Here is a 23,836-nt window from a genome sequence, read left to right on the forward strand (position 1 = left end):
GATCCTTGACCAGGGGGAATGATATGCGGTTGACCAAGATAATGGCGACAGGTGCGTCGCTGGTGGTGGCATTGGCCACCCACCAGGCCGCGCTCGCTCAAAGTAGCGACTTCGACCGGCTGATGGCGATGGATGTCGGCAGCCTGCGCGGCGAGATCCAGATGCGTTTCGACGCGGCCCTCGCCCTGTCGAAGGATCCGGCAGTCACCAACGCTGATGATCCGCGCTACATTTGGGCGAATGAGGCAAAGGCTCAATGCGGTATTGCGCTGGGCTACCTCAAGTCGCGCACCAAGGACCCGGTGTCGATCGGCAAGTGCCTGAAGGCCTATGAGCTGATGCAGCGCGTTCCGGCCCCGCCGGCACCGCCGCCGCCGCCGCTCCCGCCGCCGCCGCCGGCCCAGTGCGACAATCCGGCGCTGATCTTCTTCGAATGGGACAATCCGGTTCCGCCGGCAACCGAAGCGCAGCAGGTGGTCGATTTCATCGCTGCCAATCGCGCGGCCTGCAACTGGACCAATTTGATGGTGATCGGCCATGCCGACAAGTCGGGTTCGAATTCCTACAATATGAAGCTGTCGCAGGAACGCGCCAATAACGTGGCTGACATGCTGCGCCCGGCGGTGCCGAGCGCCAGCGTAACGGTCGAATTCCGGGGCGAGGAAGAGCCGCGCGTGCCCACCGAAGACGGTGTGCGCGAGCTGCAGAACCGCCGTGTGGAAATCAAGGTCCGCTAAGGGGAGGGTGACATGAAGACAACCACTATCACGAGCTTCGCCGCCGCCGTCCTGCTTGCCACCGCTTCTCCGGCTGCGCTGGCGCAGTCGGGCGAGGGCACGGTGTCGATGCGCGAAGCGATCGAAACGGCCATGATGGCCAATCCGGAAATCCTGCAGGCGCAGTACAATACCGAGGCGATCCAGTTCGAACGCGAACAGGCCCAGTCGCTGTATTACCCGCGCGTCGACCTGGAAGCGTCGGCCGGGATCCGGCGCCTGGAGAACAACACCCGCCGCAACCTCGGCATTGCCGATAACGAGCTCTATCCGCTCGAGGCGCAGGGAACGATCGACTGGACGATGTTCGACTTCGGCCGCCGCCGGGGTGAATTGCTGCGCCAGGCTGCGCGTGTCGACGGTGCGTCGCTGCGTGTGATCGAACGGTCGGAGTTCATCGCACTGCAGGTGGCGCGCCAGTATCTCGACGTGCTTCTGCAACAGCGCGTTGTTGCGGCGAGCGCTGACAACCGCGCTTTCCACGAAACCCTGGTGGGCGATCTGACCAAGGGCGTGGAACAGGAATCGATTTCGGTTGCTGACCTGCAACAGGCGGAAGAGCGGCTGCAATCGGCCGTCGTTCGTGAAGAAGAAGCGAAGCAGGGCCTGGAACTGGCGCAGAACTCGCTGCGCCGGCTCACCGGCCTGTCGATCTTCTCGGCCAGCCTGCCACCCGACCTGTCGACCTCGCTGCCCGCTTCACGCGAAATGGCGATCGGCATGGCGCGCACCGACAACCCGCTGGTGCGTGAAGCGCAGGCGGATGTCGATGCCGCTCATGGCCTGGTAATGAACGCGAAGGGCGATTTCTTCCCGACCGTCGGCGTCGATGTGCGCGGCCGGATCGGTGAGGACATCGATGGCTTTGCTGGCGAAACCAACGACGTTCAGGCGCGTGTCTACATGCGCTGGAACATCTTCAACGGCGGCCAGACCCAGGGCAAGTACCAGGAAATGGTGCACCGCGCTTCGCAGGCTCGCTATCGCCTGCATGAGATGGTCCGCCGGGCCGAGGAAGACGCAGCCAATTCGTGGACCGCGATGGAAGCGCAGCAGAACATCGGGCGTGCGCTGACGCGCCAGTCCGAAGTCAGCGATGACCTGCTGCTGAGCTATCGCAGCCAGTTCAACGTCGGCCGGCGCTCGCTGCTCGACGTGCTGGATGCGCAAAACACCCGCTATAACACGCAGGTGAATCTGGAAACTTCACGATTTTCTCAGATTTTTGCGCAATACCAGATCCTGGCAGCCACCAACCGCCTCCTGACCGCGCTTGACGTGGCGCCGGGTGCGGGTGCGGGCAAGAACGAGCGTGAGCGGTTTGACTATGGTCCTTCGAAGGACGCGGAAACCGATTATCGCCGTTATGCCAACTGAACTTGGTTAAAACGAATGCGAGGTTTTCGTGCTGCAGAACAGGAACTTGGACGCGCTGCAGGCGAATGACCCGCTGATAAAATGTATCGGGGAGTTGGCCCGCCGTTATGGTGTGGCTTTCTCCCCGTTGCAATTCGACTCGCTGGCGCGCGATGCCGCAGGGCGTCTGCCGTTCCACCAGGCGGAGGCCGCGATCGAACTGGCCGGGCTCGATTTCGACCGGCGTGACTACAAGAAGCTGCCGACACAGGATGCGGCCTATCCGGCTCTGATCTCGACCACCGACCGCAAGGGCGCGGTGATCCAGGAGGCGCGCGAAGGCGAGCTGTTGCTGTGGACGCCCGACAGCGGCGAAGCGCGCTGGATGCCCCGCGACGAAGTAGCGGCGGAATATGCCGGGCAGTTCCTGAGCATATTCGGCGATCCGGATTCACTGCGCGAGCAAGAGGCGCCGTGGCACCAGAAGGCCCGCCATCACTGGTTTTGGGGCGAACTGCGCAAGGAACGCAAGGCCTTCCGCGCCGTATTGGTCGCTTCGGCGATCATCAATTTGCTCGCGCTGGCGCTGCCGCTGTTCACCATGAACGTCTATGACCGGGTGATCCCCAACCGCGCGGTTTCGACGCTGTGGGTGCTCGGCATCGGCGTGCTGCTCGCTTTCGCGATGGAATTCGCGCTGCGATCGGCGCGCACCAATGTGATCGACGAGATTGGCCGGCGGCTCGACATCAAGCTGTCGCAGAAACTGTTCGGACGGGTCATGGGCCTGCCGCTGGCCTCGCGCCAGGGCAATACCGGCGCGCTCGCCGCGCGGGTCAGCGAATATGCCGTGGTGCGCGATTTCTTCGCTTCGACCACGATCGTCCTGATCGTCGATATCGCCTTCCTGGTGCTGTTCGTGGCCGTGATCGCCTATATCGCGGGCTGGCTGGCGCTGGTCCCGCTCGTGGCCATGGCAGTGATGGGGACTGCCGGCTTCTTCCTGCAACGCAAGGTAACCGATGCCGCGCGCGATGCACAGGCGGACCATGGCCTGCAACAGACACTGCTGGTCGAATCCGTGGCCGGCATGGAAACGCTCAAGTCGATGAATGGCGAACGCGCCATGATGGGTCGCTGGTACAATCTGGCCGATATCGGCAGCGTGTCGCAGCAGCGGCTGAAGAAGATACAGTCGATCGCGGTGGGGCTGGCGCAGACGTGCCAGCAGGTTTCGTCGATCGCCCTGGTGGTGGGTGGCTATTACCTTTTCGACGCCGGGGTGATCACCATGGGCGCGATCATCGCGGTGGTGATGCTGTCATCCCGCTCGCTGGCGCCGGTCGGCCAGATCGCCTTCCTGCTGACCCGTGGCCGCCAGGCGCGCGAAACGCTCGAATCGATCGAGCGTCTGTTCGAAGTGCCCGACGAGCGCAAGCAGGGCTCTTCCATGCTGCCCGCAACGGTGCAAAAGGCCACGCTCAAGCTGGAGGATGTAAGCTTCTCCTATCCCGATGCGCCGGTGGCGGCGCTTGACCGGATCAACCTCACCATCAAGCCGGGTGAAAGGATTTGCCTGATCGGGCGTGTCGCTTCGGGAAAGTCCACGCTGGGGAGGTTAATTTGCGGACTTTATCAGCCGAATGAAGGCGCTTTCTTGGTAAATGGCATCGACTCGCGGCAGTTCCGGCCGCAGGACCTGCGCAATGCTTTCCGCTTTGTGGGTCAGGATGCCACCTTGTTTACCGGTTCGATCAAAGACAATCTTGCGCTCGGCGCGCCCGAGGTTGGGGACGAGCGCCTGTTCGAAGCGCTGCGGATGAGCGGCGCCGATGAATTCCTTGCCCGCGACGACACCGGCTTTGACCGTGCGGTCGGTGAGCAGGGCCGCCGCCTGTCCGGCGGCCAGCGCAGCTTTCTGGCATTGGCCCGAGCTTTCGTTTCGCCCTCCGAACTGCTGTTCCTGGACGAGCCGACCGGCGCAATGGATTCGCAGACCGAGCGGCAGTTTGTCGACCGCGTGAAGCAGTCGATTTCGCCTGACCAGACTTTGTTGATTTCGACGCACCGCCCGGCCCTTTTCGAACTGTGTGACCGCATCATCGTGCTCGACAAGGGCAAGGTTGTGGCGGACGGCAGCAAGCAGGCGATCCTGTCGCGTGCCGCGGCACAAGCCGGCATGCCGCAGGGCGCCAGTGGCGGTGAGGCAGCAAAGTGACAGCCCACCTCGCCTCGATTTCCAAGGCCTGGCGTGACAGCAGCGGCGCGACCCGCAGCTGGCTGGCCGTCGGAATTGGCCTGACTGCGTTTGTCGGCGTGGGCCTGGCACTGGTCATTGGCACGCCCGATCCCTCGCGCGCGGAAAGCAGCATAGCCATGCGATCGAGCGAAGTCGCGCGGCTCAAAAACCTTGATCAGGGGACGCAGGCCGAACTCCTGATCGAAGGAACCAGCGCGCAGGAACGCAACGCGATGATCCCGATCGCCGATCTGCCAATTGGCAAGGTCGCTGGTTTCAGTGCCATTCCCAAGGGCGGTGCGCAATTTAACAGCGCGCTGACCTGCCTGACGCAGGCAATCTATTACGAAGCGGCGAACGAGCCGCTGCAGGGCAAGCGCGCGGTGGCGCAGGTGGTGCTCAATCGCCTGAAGCACCCCGCTTATCCAAACTCAGTCTGCGGCGTGGTATACGAAGGTGTTTACCGGCCCGTTTGCCAATTCAGCTTTACCTGCGATGGCGCGCTGCTGCGCCAGCCGATGGCGCGGCAGTGGGGCGAATCCAAGGCGGTTGCACAAGCCATGCTGGCCGGGTCGGTTGAACCCTCGGTCGGTACCGCCACGCATTACCATGCCGATTATGTGGTGCCGCGCTGGGCCTTTACCCTCGCCAAGATCACGCAGATCGGTACGCACATCTTCTATCGGTTCCCCGGCAGTGCGGGCAACAACCGCGCCTTTATCGGTCGCTGGAACGGTTACGAGGCGGTACCCGCAATCGACTATGACCGTCTGCGCGGCATGCTCGAAGCTGAGCTGGGACCAGTCGAGCCGGAATATGTGCCGGGACTTACCGTGACGCCGCATGTCGCTGACCGGCATGCCCCCGCCGATGTGGGCGGGCGGATTGATACCACCAAGAGCTGGCGGCTTTCGATCCCCGATCCGGTGAACGCCACCGGATCCTACAACGCCACCCTGGCGCGCCAGGGTGAGGACAATGCTATCGGCCTGGATGAGGGCGAGAAGTGAACGCTACGATTAATACAATCAAGAAGTGGTATGAAATCGTTGCCGATTGGGATGCCAATCGCAAGCTGATCGCGGTCTGTGCGGCCACCGTTTTGCTGCTGCTGGTGTGGGCCAGCCTGGCGCAAACCGAAGAGGTGACGCGGGGCATGGGCAAGGTTATCCCTTCGTCCAAGGCGCAGCTTGTCCAGCCGGCCGAGGCCTCCGTGGTCGAGGAAATCCTCGTGCGCGCTGGCCAGAGCGTGAAGAAGGGGCAGTTGCTGGTCAGGCTGGATGATGACATCGCGGATCCCGAGCTGAGCCGGCTCGAAACCGAGAACGCGCGGCTGACCGCGCGGGCAGATCGCCTCGAAGGCGAGGCTACAGGTACGCAAATCGGCTGCGAAGAGGGCACTGTCTGCGCCGACGAACAGCGCCTGCAGGCGGTGCGCGTGGCAACCGCGCGCAGCCGTGAACAGGCGCTTGCGTCCGCAGTCGAGCAGCGCAGGCGCGACCTTGGCGAGGCGCAAGCAACTGTAAGTGCATTGGAAAACAGTGCGCGATTGGCGCAGGACCAGGTCAACATGCTGGAGCCGCTGGCCGCGCAGGGCATCGTGCCGCGCACCGAATTGCTGACGGCGCAGCGCGATCTCGTTGACACACGCGGGCGGCTGGCAGCCGCGCGGCAGGGCGTGGCGCGCGCGCAGGCGGCGATCAGCCAGGCCCAGTCCGATCTTGCCGCGACCCGCAGCGAATTCCGCCAGCAGGCGCTCAATGAGCGTTCCGAAATCACCACGCGCATTGCCGTGAACGAGCAGACCATTCGTGGCGCGGCGGCCCGGCGCGACCGCAATGAATTGCGCTCACCCGCCGATGGCATCGTCAACAATGTGCAGATCACCACCGTCGGCGGCTTTGTCGGCGCGGGCGAACAGATCATGCAGGTTGTGCCGGTGGGCGAGAAGCTGCTGATCGAAGCACGCATCGCGCCCAAGGATATCGCCTTCATCAAGGTGGGGGACCGTGCCAATGTAAAGGTCACCGCCTATGACTTCGCGACCTATGGCGGCCTGCGCGGCGAAGTGCTGCAGGTGAGTGCGGACAGCGTCTATGACGAGGTCGAGCGCGAAACCTATTACACCGTGCTGATCGAGACCGACCGTTCGTACCTCTCGCGCGGCGGGCAGCGCCTGCCGATCGTGCCCGGCATGATCTGCGACGTGGAGATCATCACCGGCCGCAAGAGCGTGCTGAGCTATCTGATGAAACCGATCACCCGCGGCCTTAGCGAGGCGATGACCGAACGATAGTTTCATGCAAGCGCGTCCGCGCTTGCGTCCTCGGTGCAGCTCCTCCGCTTCGCTACGGTGCACCTGCGGGCGGGCAGTCGCCCTTGCGGCACTGCGCGCCGATTATGTGATCAACTCGCGATAGTGGTCAATCAGCCAGCGCCAGCCGCGTCGTGCGCGGGCCCAGCTCGCCGGTGGGCGTGCCGTGGATGAACCGCTCGCTGCCGGTAAAGCTCATCAGCGGGCGATAGCCGTAATCCGCCGCCGCGTTCGCCACCCGGTCGCTCGCCATGTCGAGCATGAACCATTCGCCCTCGTCGCGCACCAGCAGCACCGCATGGTCGCTGCGGCGCAGCGTGTCGCGCGCCAGCGTCAGCATCATGTCCTCACGCGCTACCCCGGCGGCGGCAAGCAGCTGCAGCTTGAGGATCGCATAGTCCTCGCAATCGCCCGCGCGGCGTGCCAGCGTGCTACGCGCATCGGCCCAGTAATCGCGCCGCCCGAACAAGGCGCTGTCCCGGCGATAGGTGATCGCCTTGTTCACCCAGCCGTTGACCTGCGCCATCAGCTGCGTGCGGTCCTGCGCCAGCGTGCCGAGTGCGCGCTCCGCCTCGCCCATGGTGAGCTCTGCGGCGGCGACGCGCTCCCACGAGGCATCGAAGCGGGTGCGGCCGATGGCGATCCGCTCGGTGCCAAGAAAACGACCGGTCTGGAGCCCACCGCCCCAGCGGTGCTGCATGTCGCCCGTCACGGTATTCACTGCCAGCGAGGCGGCGGCGGGCTTGCCCGCACCCAGCATATCGCATGCTCTGGCCTGTGCGGCCGAAAGCGCGACGGGCGGCGCCACAGGGGCAGGGGCCGCGGCGGCAAGCGCCAGCTGGCCCGATTGTTCGAGCTTCATCCGCTCCAGCGCGCTCATCTGCCCGCCCAGGATCGCCGCGCTCTTCATCATGCGCGCGTTGAGCGGCACGGCGAGCAGGGCGGGGGCAGGGGCGGAGGGCACGGTGCAGGCAGTCTGCGAAATACCCACCGCGGCGAGCGGCATGGCGCTCGGCACGGTCACTGCCAGCGGCGGCGTGGCAGCGGCCAGCGGGGCGGCGAGCAGGCTGGTGACAAGCCCTGCGGCAAGATGGGTCTTCCTGATCATCCTGCCGACATGCACCGGCACCCGTCACCACGGGGTTTGAAGACAAGGTTACCAAATCGCTAGGGAAGGTTGACGGAAACCCCTTGCCGCGCGGGCGGCAGGCTTTTGCCGCAAGGCGTTCGATGGTTAACGCGGCGCAAATGGGTGCTCACAGGCGTGGTGAATTCTTGCGGGCGGCAGGGCTTGGCGATAGTCTCTCCCGCGAAGGGAGACGCATATGCGCAAGGTCTGGTTGGTAACGGGAATGGCGGGGCTTTCACTGGGGCTGGCCGGCTGCGGCGGCGCGGCGGAAGAGGCGCCTGAAGCTGCGGCGAGCGACACGGCAGCAGACAGCACCGCAGAGGCGGGGGCGATGGCCGCGGCGGATGAAGACGCCAAGGTGCCCGGCACCGAATATCATGCCACCGCGCCAATCCCCTGCGGCTTTGGCGGGGCCGCACCGACCGAGACCTGCGAGGCGGGGGTGATCCGCCAATGGGGCGAGGACGGTACCACGCTGGTCGAAGTGCAGAAGCCGGACGGGATGAAGCGCGCGATCTTTGTTAAAGGCACCGAACCCTATGGCGCGGACAGTGCGCAGGCGGACGGATCGGCCGGGTGGGACTTCGCCACCAGCCGCGAGGGCGACCGGGTGACGGTGAAATTCGGCCCGGAGAGCTATGTGATCGTGGACGCCTTCGTTGAAGGCGGCTGAGCTGCGGGCCGGCCTGATGGAACAGCCTTCTGGCGCAAGAATGCGGGCGGGGGCGAAGGGATATCGAAGCGCGATCCGGCGCGGATGAGGCCACAAGGGAAGCCTTGACCTTTCTCCCTTTCCAACATAAAGGCGCGCCAACCGGGCGGGCCTTACGATTCTCGCGCGGGCAATAGAGCTGAACATTGCCGGTTATGTCCCGGGGCTCCTTCGCGGTATGCAAGGGGCTCTTTTCTATTGGGCTCGCTGATGTGGTTTCCCGCTTTCGCGGGAATGACGAAAGCGGGTTTGGGGCAGCCGTCAAAGTAACCCGGTGGCCGAAGGGCCGGTGTGGTGGAGCGTTTCAGGCTCGCTTGGCTGTGCGCTCCTGCGAAGGCAGGAGCCCAGCGCGCAGATGGACTCCTGCTTGCGCAGGAGATCACGGCGCGAAAAGCGGCTAACCCTCCTTCCAGCATCCGGTCCGGGTTCCACCAGCAACACGGTGAAGAGTAACCTATGCCGACGATCAACCAGCTGGTCCGCAAGGGCCGCACCCCGCAGAAGGCCAAGAGCAAGGTCCCTGCGATGGAGCAGAACCCGCAGAAGCGCGGCGTCTGCACCCGCGTCTATACCACGACGCCGAAGAAGCCGAACTCCGCACTGCGCAAGGTGGCCAAGATCCGCCTGACCAACCAGCGCGAAGTCATCTCCTACATCCCGGGCGAAGGCCACAACCTGCAAGAGCACAGCGTTGTCCTGATCCGCGGCGGGCGTGTGCGCGACCTTCCCGGTGTGCGCTATCACGTGCTGCGCGGCGTGCTCGACACGCAGGGTGTGAAGGACCGCAAGCAGAGCCGTTCGAAGTACGGCGCCAAGCGGCCGAAGTAAGGTTTAGGTTTTTTCCGGCCTGAACGGCCGGGTGTCGGTTCCAGCCCGCTCCCCCTCCCAAGCCACCCGATAACTTACTCGGGTAGCGTATCGGGTGGCTTGGGAGGGGGAGCGGGCCGGCACCGCAGAAAAACTCCGAAGGAGTATACGAAATGTCACGTCGTCGTCGTCCCGAGAAGCGGGAAATCCTGCCTGATCCCAAGTTCGGAGATCAGGTGCTGTCGAAGTTCATGAACAACCTCATGCTGGACGGTAAGAAGTCCGTTGCCGAGCGCATCGTCTATGGCGCGCTGGAAACGGTCGAAGCGAAGGCCAAGGCCGATCCGATCCAGATGTTCCACGATGCGCTGAACAATGTGAAGCCGCAGGTGGAAGTGCGCAGCCGCCGCGTTGGCGGTGCGACCTACCAGGTGCCGGTCGAGGTTCGCCCCGAGCGTGCCCAGGCGCTGGCGATCCGCTGGCTGATCACCGCAGCGCGCGGTCGCCCCGAAACCACCATGGCTGCCCGCCTGTCGGGCGAGCTGATGGATGCGGCGAACAACCGCGGCAATGCCGTCAAGAAGCGCGAAGACACGCACCGCATGGCGGACGCCAACCGCGCCTTCTCGCATTACCGCTGGTAACACTGGCGCTGGTAACACCTATATAGGGGGCAACCCCCCTCACGGAGACTTAACATGGCACGCGAATATCCGCTGGAGCGGTACCGCAATATCGGCATCATGGCCCACATCGATGCCGGCAAGACCACGACTACCGAGCGTATCCTCTACTACACCGGCAAGTCCTACAAGATCGGCGAAGTGCACGATGGCGCGGCGACGATGGACTGGATGGAGCAGGAGCAGGAGCGCGGGATCACGATCACCTCGGCAGCGACGACGACCTTCTGGACGCCCGAGGATCCGACCATGGATCCGCGTTCGGCTCCCGAAGATCTGCGCGCGAACCAGCCGAAGTATCGCATCAACATCATCGACACCCCCGGCCACGTCGACTTCACGATCGAAGTCGAACGTTCGCTGCGCGTGCTCGACGGTGCAGTTGCGGTGTTTGACGGTGTGGCCGGCGTTGAGCCCCAGTCGGAAACCGTGTGGCGCCAGGCTGACAAGTACGGCGTCCCCAGAATGTGCTTCATTAATAAGTTGGACCGCACCGGTGCCGACTTCTATTACTGCGTCCAGTCGATCATCGACCGCCTCGGCGCGGTGCCGCTGGTGCTGTATCTCCCGATCGGCGCTGAATCGAACCTCAAGGGCGTTGTCGATCTCGTCAACAACCGCGGGATCGTGTGGCAGGCGGAAGACCTCGGCGCGAAGTACGAGTTCGTCGACATCCCGGCCGACATGGCCGACAAGGTTGCCGAATATCGCGAAAAGCTGATCGAGACCGTCGTCGAACAGGACGACGATGTCATGGAAGCCTATCTCGAAGGCAACGAGCCCGACGTTGCAACGCTCAAGAAGCTGATCCGCAAGGGCACGATGGCGCGTGACTTCGTTCCCGTCACCTGTGGTTCGGCGTTCAAGAATAAGGGTGTGCAGCCGCTGCTCGATGCAGTGGTCGACTACATGCCTTCTCCGCTTGACGTTCCGGCGATCAAGGGCGTGCTGCCCGACAGCGATCAGGAAGACGAGCGCCCGTCGAGCGACGATGCCCCGTTTGCCGCGCTGGCATTCAAGATCATGAACGACCCGTTCGTGGGCTCGCTGACTTTCACTCGCATCTATTCGGGCAAGCTGACCAAGGGCCAGGTCCTGAACTCGGTGAAGGACAAGAAGGAAAAGATCGGTCGCATGCTGCTGATGCACTCGAACAACCGCGAGGACATCGAAGAAGCATTCGCCGGCGACATCGTTGCGCTGGCCGGCATGAAGGACACCACCACGGGCGATACGCTGTGCGATCCGGCCAAGCCGATCATCCTCGAACGGATGGAATTCCCCGAGCCGGTGATCGAACTGTCGGTGGAACCGAAGACCAAGGCCGACCAGGAAAAGATGGGCGTTGCGCTCAACCGCCTGGCTGCCGAGGACCCTTCGTTCCGAGTGTCGACCGACCACGAAAGCGGGCAGACGATCATCAAGGGCATGGGCGAGCTTCACCTCGACATCCTGGTCGATCGCATGAAGCGCGAATTCAAGGTCGAAGCGAATGTCGGTGCGCCGCAGGTGGCATACCGCGAATCGCTCGCCCGTGAAGTCGAAGTCGATTACACCCACAAGAAGCAGTCGGGCGGCTCGGGCCAGTTCGGTCGCGTGAAGGTCAAGGTCACTCCAGGTGAACGCGGTCAGGGCGTGATTTTCGAAGACAACATCAAGGGCGGTAACATTCCCAAGGAATATATCCCCGCGATCGAAAAGGGCTTCCGCGAGCAGGCTGAAAGCGGTCACCTCGTCGGCTTCCCGATCATCGACTTCTCGATCACGCTGTTTGACGGCGCCTACCACGATGTCGACTCATCGGCGATCGCCTTCGAAATCGCTGGCCGCGGCGCCATGCGTGAAGTCGCGCAGAAGTCCGGCATCAAGCTGCTTGAGCCGATCATGAAGGTGGAAGTCGTCACGCCTGAGGATTACCTCGGGGACGTGATCGGCGACCTCAACAGCCGTCGTGGCCAGATCCAGGGCACCGACACGCGCGGCAACGCGCAGGCGGTCGAGGCATTCGTGCCGCTGGCCAACATGTTCGGCTACGTCAATGAACTGCGTTCGTTCACTCAGGGCCGCGCCCAGTACACGATGCAATTCAGCCACTATGACGAAGTGCCGGCGAACGTCGCGCAGGAAGTCAAGGAGAAGCTTGCTTAAGCGAGCGACACCGTCTAGGGGCGGCGCCTGATTCAGCGGGTGCCGTCCTTCTCCCGCACCGATTCAATTTCAAACAGAGGTTATTTGACAAATGGCTAAGGAAAAATTCCAGCGGACCAAGCCGCACTGCAACATCGGCACCATCGGTCACGTCGACCACGGCAAGACCACGCTGACCGCAGCGATCACCAAGGTGCTCGGCGCACCGGTTGATTTCGCCAACATCGACAAGGCTCCGGAAGAGCGCGAGCGCGGCATCACCATCTCGACCGCACACGTCGAGTATGAAACCGACGCACGTCACTACGCTCACGTCGACTGCCCGGGTCACGCTGACTACGTGAAGAACATGATCACCGGCGCGGCGCAGATGGACGGCGCGATCCTGGTTGTGAACGCCGCTGACGGCCCGATGCCGCAGACCCGCGAGCACATCCTGCTGGCTCGCCAGGTCGGCGTTCCGGCGCTGGTCGTGTACATGAACAAGGTTGACCAGGTTGACGACGAGGAAATCCTCGAGCTCGTCGAACTCGAAGTTCGCGAACTGCTCTCGAGCTATGACTTCCCGGGCGACGATATTCCGATCGTCAAGGGTTCGGCTCTGGCTGCTCTCGAAGGGCGCGATCCGGAAATCGGCGAAAACTCGATCCTCGAGCTGATGAAGGCTGTCGACGAGTTCATCCCGCAGCCCGACCGTCCGGTCGACAAGCCGTTCCTGATGCCGATCGAAGACGTGTTCTCGATTTCGGGTCGCGGCACCGTGGTGACCGGCCGTGTCGAAACCGGCGTTGTGAACGTGGGCGACGAAGTTGAAATCGTCGGCATCAAGGACACCCAGAAGACCGTCGTGACCGGCGTGGAAATGTTCCGCAAGCTGCTCGATCGCGGTGAAGCCGGCGACAACATTGGCGCCCTGATCCGCGGCGTTGCTCGCGAAGCGGTTGAGCGCGGCCAGGTTCTCTGCAAGCCCGGTTCGGTCAGCCCGCACACCGAGTTCAGCGCAGAAGTCTACGTGCTGTCGAAGGACGAAGGTGGCCGTCACACGCCGTTCTTCGCCAACTACCGCCCGCAGTTCTACTTCCGCACCACCGACGTGACCGGCGAAGTGATCCTTCCCGAAGGCACGGAAATGGTGATGCCGGGCGACAACGTGACGATCAACGTCAAGCTGATCGCTCCGATCGCCATGGACGAAGGTCTGCGCTTCGCTATCCGCGAAGGCGGCCGCACCGTCGGCTCGGGCGTGGTCGCAAAGATCACCAAGTAAGCGCTCGCAGGCCCTGGCCTGCAGCGACAAGAGGAGGCCCGGTTCCCGCAAGGGTGCCGGGCCCCTTTTTATGAGGGACGAACCCTGAATTTGCGGGGCGGGGCACTCATCCGGCCAGTTACCGAAATTTGCAGGAAACGGGGTTGCCAGAATCCTACTTCCTCCGTATAGGCCCGGCCACACGCAGGGATTCGTCCCTGCCACAAGAATTTTTGAAGGGCCGCCCTTTCCGGGAGACCGGGTTAACGCGGGGCGGGCCTTTGTTGTTTTGAGGGGCTGAAAGGTCCCTTTGGCTCTTTCGCATTGGTGTAGGTAATGGAAGCTCAGAATATCCGCATTCGCCTGAAGGCGTTCGACCATCGTGTTCTTGACCAGGCAACTGGCGAGATTGCAGACACCGCGCGTCGCACGGGTGCTCTTATTCGTGGCCCCATTCCCATGCCGACGCGTATCGAGAAGTTCACCGTGAACCGCGGCCCGCACATCGACAAGAAGTCGCGCGAGCAGTTCGAGGTACGCACCTACAAGCGGCTGCTCGACATCGTGCAGCCCAACGCCCAGACCGTTGACGCGCTGATGAAGCTCGACCTCGCTGCTGGCGTGAACGTAGAGATCAAGCTCGCCTAAGCGCGAGTGATCCCCGGGCTTGATCCGGGGGCCAGGGCACCAAGGCTCTGGGTTCCTGCACTTGTAGGAACGCACAGTGGGAGAAGTTCTCCCGCAGACATTGGGATACCGCCGAGCATGCTCGGGCTGCGTCCCCCGTCTAGCTCCCCAAGCCATCTGGCGCGGGAAGCGCTCAGCCCGGACGGGGCGATGCATCACAATTTGGGCTGGCAAGCACGCGGGGATGGGCCTCGTGTGCCTCTGTTTAGGAGTTTTGACGATGCGCACAGGCGTTATCGCAAAGAAAGTCGGGATGACCCGCCTGTTCCAGGAGGATGGACGTCACGTTCCCGTGACCGTTCTCTCGCTGGAAGACTGCCAGGTCGTGTCGCACCGTACCGCAGAACGTGACGGCTATTTCGCTGTCCAGCTGGGTGCGGGCGAGGCCAAGCAGAAGAATGTCAACAAGCCGCAGCGCGAGCACTTTGCCAAGGCCCAGGTCGGCCTGAAGAAGCGCGTCGCGGAATTCCGCGTGGAAGGCGAAGACGGGCTGGTCCCGGTCGGCGCCACGATCAGCGCGGATCACTTCGTTGCCGGCCAGAAGGTCGACATCACCGGTCATACCCAGGGTAAGGGTTTTGCCGGTGCGATGAAGCGCTGGGGCTTCGGCGGTATGCGCGCCACACACGGTGTGTCGATCAGCCACCGCGCACATGGTTCGACTGGTAACCGCCAGGATCCGGGCCGTGTGTTCAAGGGCAAGAAGATGGCGGGCCACATGGGCGATCGCCAGCGCACCCAGCAGAACCTTGAAGTCGTCCGCACCGACGCGGAGCGCGGCCTGATCTTCGTCAAGGGCTCGGTCCCTGGCTCGAAGAACGGCTGGCTGCTGGTCAAGGACGCAGTGAAGATCGACCATGCGGACCTGCCGTTCCCCGGCGCTGTCCTCGATCTCAACGCCGCACCGGTGGCTGAAGAGCCCGTGGTCGAGACTCCGGTTGAAGAAACCCCTGTGGTTGAAACCGAAGTTGAGGCTGCAGCTGAAACTCCCGCTCCCGAAGCAGAAGCTCCCGCAGCTGACGCTCCGGCCAGCGACGAAAACAAGGAGGGCTGATCCGTGAAGGTGAAGGTCCAGAAAATCGACGGCAAGGCGTCGGGCGACATCGAGCTGAACGATGCCATTTTCGGCGTCGAACCGCGCGCCGACATCCTGCATCGTATCGTCACATGGCAGCTTGAGAACCGCCGCGGCACGGCTCGTCCGACCCGCGAGCGTTCGGATGTTGCCCGCACCGGCAAGAAGTTCGGCCGCCAAAAGGGTGGTGGTACCGCCCGTCACGGCGACCGCGCAGCTCCGATCTTCATCGGCGGCGGCAAGGCCCACGGTGCGCGCAAGCGTGACTTCAACCAGTCGCTCAACAAGAAGCTGCGTGCGCTTGGCCTGAAGATGGCGCTTTCGAGCAAGGCAAAGGACGGCCTCGTGGTCGTCGACAGCCTCGAGCTGAAGGACGCCAAGACCAAGGTGCTCAAGGGTCACCTCGACAAGGCCGGGCTGACCGGCAAGGTGCTGGTGATCGACGGTGAAAGCGTGGACGCAGGCTTCAAGAAGGCCGCTGGCAATTTGCCGGGCGTCAACGTGCTCCCCGCCATGGGCGCCAATGTCTACGACATCCTCAACCACGACACGCTGGTCCTGACCAAGGACGCTGTCGCCAAGCTGGAGGCGCGCTTCAATGGCTAAGAAGCAGGAAATCGACGCGCGTCACTACGATGTGATCGTTGCTCCGCACATCACCGAGAAGTCGACTCTGGCTTCGGAACAGAACGCTGTTGTGTTCAAGGTGGCCGGCGACGCGACAAAGCCGCAGATCAAGGAAGCGGTCGAAGCGATCTACGACAAGAAGGTCGTTTCGGTGAACACCATCGTCGTGAAGGGCAAGACCAAGCGCTGGAAGGGCAAGCCCTACAAGCGCTCCGACGTGAAGAAGGCGATCGTCACCCTCGCTGAGGGCGAAATGATCGACATCACGAGCGGTATCTGAGGCCAAGGGACAGGAAACGAACAATGGCACTCAAGAACTACAAACCGACGAGCCCCGCGCGCCGCGGCCTCATCCTGATCGACAAGTCGGGCCTCTACAAGGGTCGCCCGGTCAAGTCGCTCACCGAAGGCAAGCGCAAGACCGGTGGCCGCAACAACAAGGGTCATGTCACTTCGCGCGGCATGGCTGGTGGCCACAAGCAGAAGTACCGCTTCATCGATTTCAAGCGTCGCAAGTGGGATATGCCGGCAACCGTCGAGCGGATCGAATACGATCCCAACCGCACTGCGTTCATCGCGCTGGTGAAGTATGAAGACGGTGAACTGGCTTACATCCTCGCCCCTCAGCGCCTTGCTGTGGGTGACCAGGTGATCGCTGGCGAAAAGACCGACACCAAGCCGGGCAACGCGATGTTGCTGGGCCAGATGCCGGTCGGCACGATCTGCCACAACGTCGAAATGAAGCCGGGCAAGGGCGGCCAGATCGCCCGTTCGGCCGGCGCCTATGTGCAGATCGTCGGCCGCGACCGCGGCCTGGTGATCGTGCGCCTAAACAGCGGCGAGCAGCGTTACCTGCGCGGCGATTGCATGGGCACGGTTGGTGCGGTGTCGAACCCCGACAACCAGAACCAGAACTTCGCCAAGGCCGGTCGCAAGCGCTGGATGGGCGTGAAGCCGCTCACCCGCGGTGTCGCCAAGAACCCGGTCGACCACCCGCACGGTGGTGGTGAAGGCCGCACCAGCGGTGGCCGCCATCCGGTGACCCCATGGGGCAAGCCGACCAAGGGGGCCCGCACCCGCAACAACAAGCAGACGGACAAGATGATCATCCGTTCGCGTCACGCCAAGAAGAAGAGGTAATCCGACATGGCACGTTCCGTCTGGAAAGGTCCGTTTGTCGAACTCAGCCTTCTCAAGAAGGCGGAGGACGCACAGGAAGCGAACAGCACCAAGCCGATCAAGACCTGGTCGCGCCGTTCGACCATTCTCCCGCAGTTCGTTGGCCTGACGTTCAACGTCTACAACGGGCAGAAGTTCATCCCCGTCTCGGTTTCCGAAGAGATGGTCGGCCACAAGCTTGGCGAATTCGCGCCCACGCGCAATTTCCCCGGTCACGCCGCCGACAAGAAGGGCAAGCGATAATGGGCAAGGCAAAGGCACCCCGCCGCGTTGGCGATAACGAGGCGCTGGCCGTCGGCACCACGATCCGTGGTTCGGCGCAGAAGCTCAACCTCGTTGCTGCACTGATCCGCGGCAAGAAGGCCGAAGAGGCCATGAACATCCTCGCTTTCAGCAAGCGGGCGATGGCCAGGGACGCCAGCAAGGTGCTCGCTTCGGCGATCGCCAACGCTGAGAACAACCACAACCTGGATGTCGACTCGCTCGTCGTCGCCGAGGCTTCGGTTGGCAAGTCGATCACCATGAAGCGTTTCCACACCCGCGGTCGCGGTAAGTCGACCCGGATCCTCAAGCCGTTCAGCCGGCTGCGGATCGTGGTGCGCGAGCAGGAAGAGGCGTAAGATGGGCCAGAAGAGCAATCCGATCGGTCTGCGCCTGCAGATCAACCGCACCTGGGACAGCCGCTGGTACGCCGAAGGGCGTGATTATGCCAAGCTGCTCAAGGAAGACATCGAAATCCGCAAGTACATCGTCGAAGCGCTGCCCCAGGCAGCCATTTCGAAGGTGGTGATCGAGCGTCCGGCCAAGCTGTGCCGCGTGTCGATCTATGCTGCACGCCCCGGTGTGATCATCGGCAAGAAGGGCGCGGATATCGAGAAGCTGCGCACCAAGCTTTCGACCATGACCGAAAGCGAAGTGAAGCTGAACATCGTTGAGATCCGCAAGCCGGAAATCGATGCGAAGCTCGTTGCCCAGGGCATTGCCGACCAGCTGATCCGCCGTGTCGCATCCCGCCGCGCCATGAAGCGCGCGGTGCAGTCGGCGCTGCGTCTGGGTGCGGAAGGCATCAAGATCACCTGCGGCGGCCGTCTGGGCGGCGCAGAAATCGCGCGCGTCGAATGGTATCGCGAAGGCCGTGTGCCGCTGCACACGCTGCGTGCCAATGTCGACTATGCCGAAGCCGAAGCGCTGACCGCGTACGGCATCATTGGCATCAAGGTCTGGATCTTCAAGGGCGAGATCCTCGCTCACGATCCGACCGCGCAGGACCGTTTGATGATGGAAGCCCAGACGTCCGGCGTCCGGCCGGCTCGTTGAGGTAGGTAAGAGCTATGCTGCAACCGAAAAAAACCAAATCCCGCAAGGCGTTCAAGGGCCGCATCCACGGCAACGCCAAGGGCGGCACCACGCTGAACTTCGGGTCCTATGGCCTGAAGGCGATGGAGCCCGAGCGTATCACCGCACGCCAGATCGAAGCTGCGCGTCGCGCGATCACGCGCCACATCAAGCGCCAGGGGCGCCTGTGGATCCGCGTGTTCCCCGATGTGCCGGTATCGAAGAAGCCTGCCGAAGTCCGTCAGGGTAAGGGCAAGGGCTCGATCGAATACTGGGCAGCACGGGTTAAGCCGGGCCGCATCCTGTTCGAACTCGATGGCGTGGCCGGTCCGCTGGCTGCCGAAGCGTTCGAGCGCGCTGCGATGAAGCTGCCGATCAAGACCAAGGTCGTGGCCCGCCTGGGCGACACCTCGCACCTGGGAGGCGACAAATGAGCAAGATCGAAGATCTGCGCACCAAGACCGATGACCAGCTGGACGCTGAGCTGACCGAGCTCAAGCGCGAGCAGTTCAACCTGCGTTTCCAGGCTGCCACCAACCAGCTCGAAGCCCCGGCGCGCGTGCGCCAGGTGCGTCGCACGATCGCCAAGATCAAGACGCTGCAGAGCGAGCGTGCGGCAGCTGCCGCCGCCAAGGCCTGAGGAGTTAAACGATGCCGAAGCGTATCCTGATCGGGACCGTCACCTCCGACAAGACCGACAAGACCGTGACCGTGCTGGTCGAGCGCAAGGTGAAGCATCCGCTTTACGGGAAGATCATCCGCCGTTCGAAGAAGTATCACGCGCACGACGAAGCGAATGAATACAAGATTGGCGATGTGGTCCGCATCGAGGAAACCAGGCCGATCTCCAAGACCAAGACCTGGGCCGTGAAGGACCGGGTGCAGGCTGGCGGCGTACAGGCGGTGGAAGCCGACCTGGAAGTCGAAGCCGCAGGTAACTGAGTTAGACGTTAGGAACTGCCGGACTGGTTCCGGCAAGCCAGTGAGAAGGAAACGGATCGATGATCCAGATGCAATCCAATCTCGACGTCGCGGACAACAGCGGCGCAAAGCGCGTCCAGTGCATCAAGGTACTGGGTGGCTCGAAGCGCCGTACTGCGTCCGTCGGCGACGTGATCGTGGTTTCCGTCAAGGAAGCCCAGCCGCGTGCAAAGGTCAAGAAGGGCGACGTTCACCGGGCGGTGATCGTGCGCACCAAGAAGGACGTGCGCCGTCCCGATGGCAGCGTCATCCGCTTTGACAGCAACGCGGCAGTGCTCGTGAACAAGAACGAGGAGCCGATCGGCACCCGTATCTTTGGCCCGGTGGTGCGCGAGCTGCGCGGCCGCGGCTTCATGAAGATCATTTCGCTCGCGCCGGAGGTGCTGTAATGGCTGCCGCAAAGATCAAGAAGGGTGACAGCGTCGTCGTCCTTTCGGGCAAGGACAAGGGCAAGACCGGCACGGTCGCCCAGGTCATGCCGAAGGAAGGCAAGGTCGTTGTCGAGGGTGTGAATATCGCCACCCGTCACCGCAAGCCGAGCCAGGTCAACCCGCAGGGTGGCATCGAGCGCCGCGAGGCTCCGATGCACATCAGCAAGGTTGCCGTGGCCGATCCGAAGACTGGCAAGCCCACCCGCGTCCGCTTTGAAGAAAAGGGCGGCAAGAAGGTGCGCGTTGCCGTGAAGAGTGGGGAGACCATCGATGGCTGATTATACCCCCCGGATGAAGGCCAAGTACGAGGCCGAAATCGTCAAGGCGATGACCGAGAAGTTCGGTTACAAGAACCGTCTCGAAGTCCCCAAGCTCGAGAAGATCACGCTCAACATGGGCGTGGGCGAAGCGAGCCAGGACAAGAAGAAGGTCCAGACCGCTGCCGAGGAAATGGCGCTGATCGCCGGTCAGAAGCCGGTCATCACCAAGGCGAAGAAGTCGATCGCGCAGTTCAAGCTGCGTGAAGGCATGCCGATCGGTTGCAAGGTTACCCTGCGCCGCGAACGCATGTACGAATTCCTCGACCGCCTGGTGACCATCGCCATGCCGCGCATCCGCGACTTCCGTGGGCTGAACCCGCGTTCGTTCGACGGTCGTGGCAACTACGCGATGGGTCTCAAGGAGCAGATCGTGTTCCCCGAGATCAGCTATGACAAGATCGAGAAGGTGCGTGGCATGGACATCATCGTCACCACCACCGCGAAAACCGACGAGGAAGCACGCGAACTGCTGAAGCTGTTCGGTTTCCCGTTCCCGGCTGAAGAGTCGGCTGAAAAGGAAGCGGCGTAAGCCGCGCCCTTTGATTGAGATAGGAAAGAGAGCTTAAGTCCAATGGCGAAACTGAGTTCCATCAACAAGAACGAGCGTCGCAAGAAGCTCGTGAAGAAGTACGCAAACAAGTACGCCAAGCTCAAGGCGATTGCGGACGACAACTCGCTCGACGAGAGCGAGCGTCTGATCGCGCGCCTGAAGATGGCGGAAATTCCGCGCAACGGTAACCCGACCCGGGTGCGTAACCGCTGCGCCACCACCGGCCGCCCGCGCGGCTATTACCGCAAGTTCGGCATCAACCGTATCGAGCTGCGTGAACTCGGCAACAAGGGCCTGATCCCGGGCCTGACCAAGTCGAGCTGGTGAGGATCTGAGAGATGGCAATGACCGATCCCCTGGGTGATATGCTCACCCGCATCCGCAACGGCCAGCAGGCGAAGAAGGACAGCGTCCTTTCGCCGGCGTCGAAACTGCGTGCAAACGTGCTCGAAGTGCTCCAGCGCGAAGGCTACATCCGTGGCTACAGCGAAGACAGCACCGGCAAGCATCCCGCGCTGCGGATCGAACTGAAGTATTTCGAGGGCGAACCTGCGATCAAGCATGTCGCCCGTGTCTCCAAGCCGGGCCGCCGGATCTATTCGGGTTCGAAGGAACTTCCGATTGTCCGTAACGGCCTTGGCATCACCATCGTCTCGACGCCCAAGGGCGTGCTCTCGGATGCCGAAGCGCGTGCCCAGAACGTCGGCGGCGAAGTGCTGGCGGAGGTGTTCTGATGAGCCGCATCGGTAAAAAGCCGGTCGCGATCCCGGGCGGGGTGACCGCCTCGATCGACAACGGCGCGCTGAGCGTCAAGGGCCCCAAGGGCACCCTGACCCTGGGCCTGTCGGACCTGGTCGAATACAAGCTTGAAGACGGCCAGATTTCGGTCTCGCCGGCCAATGACACCAAGGCGGCACGCAGCCACTGGGGCATGCAGCGCACGCTGGTGTCGAACCTGGTCGAAGGCGTTACCGAAGGCTTCACCAAGGTGCTCGACATCAAGGGTGTCGGCTACCGCGCCAACGCACAGGGCAAGACGCTCAAGCTGCAGCTCGGCTACAGCCATGACGTCGATCTCGCCGTGCCGGAAGGCCTTGAAGTGAAGACCCCTGACCAGACCACCGTTGAGATTTCGGGTATCGACAAGCAGGCCGTAGGCCAGTTTGCCGCCGAGGTCCGCCGCTGGCGCAAGCCCGAACCCTATAAGGGCAAGGGTATTGCCTATCGCGGCGAGTACATCTTCCGCAAGGAAGGGAAGAAGAAGTAAGATGGCAAAGCTTTCACTCTTTGAACGTCGCCGCCGCCGGGTGCGTACTGCACTCAAGAGCAGGGCTGGTGGTCGTCCGCGCCTGTCTGTGCACCGCACCGGCAAGCACATCTATGCGCAGATCATCGATGACGCCGCCGGCAAGACGCTGGCCGCCGCTTCGACCCTGGGCGCCAAGGCGTCGGGTGCGAATGTCGATGCTGCTGCCAAGGTGGGCAAGGACATCGCCGCGGCTGCCAAGAAGGCTGGCGTGACCACCGTCGTGTTCGATCGCGGCGGCTTCCTGTTCCACGGCCGCGTCAAGGCGCTGGCCGATGCCGCCCGCGAAGGCGGGCTGGAGTTCTGATGATGGCTGACGAAAACAAGAACGAAGAAACCCCGGTTGAAACGGCGGAAGTTGTGGAAACCCCTGCGGTTGCTGAAACCCCGTCGGAAGCGGCGGACAACCAGTCGGCTTCGGCCGAGCCCGAAGCACCGGCTGCAGAAGCAGACGAAGCGCAGGCCGAAGGTCGCGGTCGGGGCCGCGGGCGTGGTGGTGACCGTGGTGAAGGCCGTGGTCGTGGCCGAGGCCGCCGTGACGAGCGCAACAAGCGCGAGGAAGAAGACGACGGCATCATCGAGAAGCTGGTTCACATCAACCGCGTTTCGAAGACGGTAAAGGGCGGCAAGCGCTTCGGTTTCGCTGCGCTGGTCGTGGTCGGCGACGGTTCGGGCCGGGTTGGTTTCGGTCATGGCAAGGCGCGCGAAGTGCCGGAAGCCATCACCAAGGCGACCGCGTCTGCGCGCAAGAAGATGATCCGCGTTCCGCTGAAGGAAGGCCGCACGCTGCACCATGACGGCAATGGCCGGTTCGGTGCCGGCAAGGTGACCGTCCGCACCGCACCTCCGGGTACCGGCATCATCGCCGGTGGTCCGATGCGTGCTGTGTTCGAAAGCCTGGGCGTGGCCGATGTGGTGACCAAGTCGGTCGGCACTTCGAACCCCTACAACATGATCCGCGCTACGTTTGACGCGCTGCAGAACCAGACTTCGCCGAAGTCGGTTGCCCAGCGTCGTGGCAAGAAGGTCGCTGACCTGCTTGGCCGTGGTGGCGCCAGCGAGGCCGAGGCTGAAGCCGACGCCGCAGCGATGGTGGAGTAATCCCGATGGCCGACAAGAAAACCATCAAGATCAAGCAGATCGGTTCGCCGATCCGTCGTCCCGAGAGCCAGCGCAAGATCCTGATCGGCCTGGGCCTCAACAAGATGCACAAGGTCGTGGAACGCCAGGACACCCCAGAGGTGCGCGGCGCGATCGCCAAGATCCCGCATCTGGTGACTGTGATCGACTAATCCATGTGAACCCCGCTACGGCGGGGCTCACTTTTTCAGCGCGAACAAAGCGAAAGCGAGTGCAAAAATCATGAAACTCAACGACATCCGTGACAATTCGGGCGCCCGCAAGGGTCGCATGCGCGTGGGCCGTGGTATCGGTTCGGGCAAGGGCAAGACCTCGGGCCGTGGCCAGAAGGGCCAGAAGAGCCGTTCGGGCGTAGCCATCAAGGGCTTTGAAGGCGGCCAGATGCCGCTGCACATGCGCCTGCCGAAGCGCGGCTTCAACAACCCCTTCGCCAAGGACTACGCCGAAGTGAACGTGGGCATGGTGCAGAAGTTCATCGACGCGAAGAAGCTCGACGCGAAGAAGGACATCACCGAAGACGTGCTGCGCGAAGCCGGCCTGGTGCGCGGCGGCAAGGATGGCGTCCGTTTGCTGGGCAAGGGCGAATTCTCGGCCAAGGCCAAGTTTGTCGTCACCGGCGCCACCAAGGGCGCGATTGCCGCGGTCGAAAAGGCTGGCGGCAGCGTGGAAGTGGCCGCTCCGGCCCAGCCCGAGGCTGAAAAGAAGGCCGCCCGCCGCGAGGCGAACAAGGCTGCCAAGGCCAAGTAATCGATGAAATGGTGTGCGGGGGGTTCGACAACCGGCCCCCCGCTCCCT

Annotated in this window: 32 protein-coding genes; 31 read left to right on the forward strand and 1 reads right to left on the reverse strand. The window is 63.0% G+C overall.

What is annotated here, in order from left to right; all coding sequences use genetic code 11:
* Positions 1-23 precede the first annotated feature (23 nt).
* From G6N82_RS13990 to G6N82_RS14010, 5 genes are read left to right on the forward strand one after another with little or no spacing between them, the layout of a single operon-like run.
* Entirely contained in the window at positions 24-737 is a 714-nt protein-coding gene (locus tag G6N82_RS13990; protein ID WP_206520231.1) for an OmpA family protein, read from the forward strand.
* 12 nt (positions 738-749) lie between these two features.
* Positions 750-2,153, forward strand: a complete 1,404-nt coding sequence (locus G6N82_RS13995) for a TolC family protein (RefSeq protein WP_165197462.1) — start codon at positions 750-752, stop codon at positions 2,151-2,153.
* A 28-nt stretch (positions 2,154-2,181) separates the two neighbouring features.
* Positions 2,182-4,350 (forward strand): type I secretion system permease/ATPase, encoded by a 2,169-nt coding sequence (locus tag G6N82_RS14000; protein ID WP_277601948.1) that lies wholly within the window; start codon positions 2,182-2,184, stop codon positions 4,348-4,350.
* Positions 4,347-5,381, forward strand: a complete 1,035-nt coding sequence (locus G6N82_RS14005; RefSeq protein WP_241255122.1) for a cell wall hydrolase — start codon at positions 4,347-4,349, stop codon at positions 5,379-5,381. The genes G6N82_RS14000 and G6N82_RS14005 overlap by 4 nt, the downstream gene beginning before the upstream one ends.
* Positions 5,378-6,667, forward strand: a complete 1,290-nt coding sequence (locus G6N82_RS14010) for an HlyD family type I secretion periplasmic adaptor subunit (RefSeq protein WP_165197464.1) — start codon at positions 5,378-5,380, stop codon at positions 6,665-6,667. The genes G6N82_RS14005 and G6N82_RS14010 overlap by 4 nt, the downstream gene beginning before the upstream one ends.
* A gap of 127 nt (positions 6,668-6,794) precedes the next feature.
* On the opposite strand, the gene G6N82_RS14015 is transcribed toward G6N82_RS14010, so the two are convergent.
* A complete protein-coding gene (locus tag G6N82_RS14015) occupies positions 6,795-7,793 on the reverse strand; it encodes a transglutaminase-like cysteine peptidase (RefSeq protein ID WP_165197466.1) in 999 nt (332 codons plus the stop codon).
* Between the two features lie 217 nt (positions 7,794-8,010).
* Here G6N82_RS14015 and G6N82_RS14020 point away from each other — a divergent pair, with 217 nt between their 5' ends.
* The 26 genes from G6N82_RS14020 (at position 8,011) to rplO (ending at position 23,788) form a co-directional block, all read left to right on the forward strand.
* On the forward strand, positions 8,011-8,487 hold the full coding sequence (locus G6N82_RS14020; RefSeq protein WP_165197468.1) for a hypothetical protein: 477 nt from the start codon (positions 8,011-8,013) through the stop codon (positions 8,485-8,487).
* Between the two features lie 495 nt (positions 8,488-8,982).
* Positions 8,983-9,354 carry a 30S ribosomal protein S12 gene (rpsL, locus tag G6N82_RS14025; protein ID WP_165197470.1) on the forward strand — a complete coding sequence of 124 codons (372 nt, stop codon included), beginning with the start codon at positions 8,983-8,985 and terminating at the stop codon, positions 9,352-9,354.
* Between the two features lie 152 nt (positions 9,355-9,506).
* A complete protein-coding gene (gene rpsG / locus G6N82_RS14030) occupies positions 9,507-9,977 on the forward strand; it encodes a 30S ribosomal protein S7 (RefSeq protein WP_165197472.1) in 471 nt (156 codons plus the stop codon).
* Positions 9,978-10,031: 54 nt separating this feature from the next.
* Positions 10,032-12,164 (forward strand): elongation factor G, encoded by a 2,133-nt coding sequence (gene fusA / locus G6N82_RS14035; RefSeq protein ID WP_165197474.1) that lies wholly within the window; start codon positions 10,032-10,034, stop codon positions 12,162-12,164.
* A gap of 91 nt (positions 12,165-12,255) precedes the next feature.
* On the forward strand, positions 12,256-13,431 hold the full coding sequence (gene tuf / locus G6N82_RS14040) for an elongation factor Tu (RefSeq protein ID WP_165197476.1): 1,176 nt from the start codon (positions 12,256-12,258) through the stop codon (positions 13,429-13,431).
* A gap of 315 nt (positions 13,432-13,746) precedes the next feature.
* Positions 13,747-14,058, forward strand: coding sequence for a 30S ribosomal protein S10 (rpsJ, locus tag G6N82_RS14045; protein WP_006831877.1), 312 nt, complete (start codon positions 13,747-13,749; stop codon positions 14,056-14,058).
* 259 nt (positions 14,059-14,317) lie between these two features.
* Positions 14,318-15,151 carry a 50S ribosomal protein L3 gene (gene rplC / locus G6N82_RS14050; RefSeq protein WP_165197478.1) on the forward strand — a complete coding sequence of 278 codons (834 nt, stop codon included), beginning with the start codon at positions 14,318-14,320 and terminating at the stop codon, positions 15,149-15,151.
* 3 nt (positions 15,152-15,154) lie between these two features.
* Positions 15,155-15,778 carry a 50S ribosomal protein L4 gene (rplD, locus tag G6N82_RS14055; RefSeq protein WP_165197480.1) on the forward strand — a complete coding sequence of 208 codons (624 nt, stop codon included), beginning with the start codon at positions 15,155-15,157 and terminating at the stop codon, positions 15,776-15,778.
* On the forward strand, positions 15,771-16,079 hold the full coding sequence (locus G6N82_RS14060) for a 50S ribosomal protein L23 (protein ID WP_165197482.1): 309 nt from the start codon (positions 15,771-15,773) through the stop codon (positions 16,077-16,079). The genes rplD and G6N82_RS14060 overlap by 8 nt, the downstream gene beginning before the upstream one ends.
* 23 nt (positions 16,080-16,102) lie before the next feature.
* The gene (rplB, locus tag G6N82_RS14065) at positions 16,103-16,939 is read left to right on the forward strand and encodes a 50S ribosomal protein L2 (protein WP_165197484.1); all 837 of its coding nucleotides are present in this window, start codon (positions 16,103-16,105) and stop codon (positions 16,937-16,939) included.
* 6 nt (positions 16,940-16,945) lie between these two features.
* Positions 16,946-17,221 (forward strand): 30S ribosomal protein S19, encoded by a 276-nt coding sequence (gene rpsS / locus G6N82_RS14070; RefSeq protein WP_165197486.1) that lies wholly within the window; start codon positions 16,946-16,948, stop codon positions 17,219-17,221.
* Positions 17,221-17,598 carry a 50S ribosomal protein L22 gene (gene rplV, locus G6N82_RS14075; protein WP_165197497.1) on the forward strand — a complete coding sequence of 126 codons (378 nt, stop codon included), beginning with the start codon at positions 17,221-17,223 and terminating at the stop codon, positions 17,596-17,598. Before rpsS ends, rplV begins: the two co-directional genes overlap by 1 nt.
* Before the next feature lies 1 nt (position 17,599).
* Positions 17,600-18,295: a 30S ribosomal protein S3 gene (rpsC, locus tag G6N82_RS14080; protein WP_165197499.1), complete on the forward strand. Its 696-nt coding sequence runs from the start codon at positions 17,600-17,602 to the stop codon at positions 18,293-18,295.
* Positions 18,296-18,309: 14 nt separating this feature from the next.
* Positions 18,310-18,747, forward strand: coding sequence for a 50S ribosomal protein L16 (gene rplP / locus G6N82_RS14085; protein ID WP_165197501.1), 438 nt, complete (start codon positions 18,310-18,312; stop codon positions 18,745-18,747).
* On the forward strand, positions 18,744-18,953 hold the full coding sequence (rpmC, locus tag G6N82_RS14090; protein WP_165197503.1) for a 50S ribosomal protein L29: 210 nt from the start codon (positions 18,744-18,746) through the stop codon (positions 18,951-18,953). The genes rplP and rpmC overlap by 4 nt, the downstream gene beginning before the upstream one ends.
* 11 nt (positions 18,954-18,964) lie before the next feature.
* On the forward strand, positions 18,965-19,255 hold the full coding sequence (gene rpsQ / locus G6N82_RS14095; protein WP_165197505.1) for a 30S ribosomal protein S17: 291 nt from the start codon (positions 18,965-18,967) through the stop codon (positions 19,253-19,255).
* 59 nt (positions 19,256-19,314) lie between these two features.
* A complete protein-coding gene (gene rplN / locus G6N82_RS14100) occupies positions 19,315-19,683 on the forward strand; it encodes a 50S ribosomal protein L14 (protein ID WP_066765590.1) in 369 nt (122 codons plus the stop codon).
* The gene (rplX, locus tag G6N82_RS14105; protein ID WP_165197507.1) at positions 19,683-20,003 is read left to right on the forward strand and encodes a 50S ribosomal protein L24; all 321 of its coding nucleotides are present in this window, start codon (positions 19,683-19,685) and stop codon (positions 20,001-20,003) included. Before rplN ends, rplX begins: the two co-directional genes overlap by 1 nt.
* Positions 19,996-20,574 carry a 50S ribosomal protein L5 gene (rplE, locus tag G6N82_RS14110; protein WP_165197510.1) on the forward strand — a complete coding sequence of 193 codons (579 nt, stop codon included), beginning with the start codon at positions 19,996-19,998 and terminating at the stop codon, positions 20,572-20,574. Before rplX ends, rplE begins: the two co-directional genes overlap by 8 nt.
* A 42-nt stretch (positions 20,575-20,616) precedes the next feature.
* On the forward strand, positions 20,617-20,922 hold the full coding sequence (gene rpsN, locus G6N82_RS14115; protein ID WP_165197512.1) for a 30S ribosomal protein S14: 306 nt from the start codon (positions 20,617-20,619) through the stop codon (positions 20,920-20,922).
* Positions 20,923-20,933: 11 nt separating this feature from the next.
* Positions 20,934-21,329, forward strand: coding sequence for a 30S ribosomal protein S8 (rpsH, locus tag G6N82_RS14120; RefSeq protein WP_165197514.1), 396 nt, complete (start codon positions 20,934-20,936; stop codon positions 21,327-21,329).
* Positions 21,329-21,862, forward strand: coding sequence for a 50S ribosomal protein L6 (gene rplF, locus G6N82_RS14125; protein ID WP_165197516.1), 534 nt, complete (start codon positions 21,329-21,331; stop codon positions 21,860-21,862). Before rpsH ends, rplF begins: the two co-directional genes overlap by 1 nt.
* 1 nt (position 21,863) lies before the next feature.
* Positions 21,864-22,208, forward strand: a complete 345-nt coding sequence (rplR, locus tag G6N82_RS14130; protein ID WP_165197518.1) for a 50S ribosomal protein L18 — start codon at positions 21,864-21,866, stop codon at positions 22,206-22,208.
* A complete protein-coding gene (gene rpsE, locus G6N82_RS14135) occupies positions 22,208-23,002 on the forward strand; it encodes a 30S ribosomal protein S5 (RefSeq protein ID WP_241255123.1) in 795 nt (264 codons plus the stop codon). The genes rplR and rpsE overlap by 1 nt, the downstream gene beginning before the upstream one ends.
* Positions 23,003-23,007: 5 nt before the next feature.
* Positions 23,008-23,193 (forward strand): 50S ribosomal protein L30, encoded by a 186-nt coding sequence (gene rpmD, locus G6N82_RS14140; RefSeq protein WP_165197520.1) that lies wholly within the window; start codon positions 23,008-23,010, stop codon positions 23,191-23,193.
* Between the two features lie 70 nt (positions 23,194-23,263).
* A complete protein-coding gene (gene rplO / locus G6N82_RS14145; RefSeq protein WP_165197522.1) occupies positions 23,264-23,788 on the forward strand; it encodes a 50S ribosomal protein L15 in 525 nt (174 codons plus the stop codon).
* Positions 23,789-23,836: the final 48 nt, after the last annotated feature.

Source organism: Altererythrobacter sp. BO-6 (assembly GCF_011047315.1).
In the GTDB taxonomy this organism is placed as follows: domain Bacteria; phylum Pseudomonadota; class Alphaproteobacteria; order Sphingomonadales; family Sphingomonadaceae; genus Erythrobacter.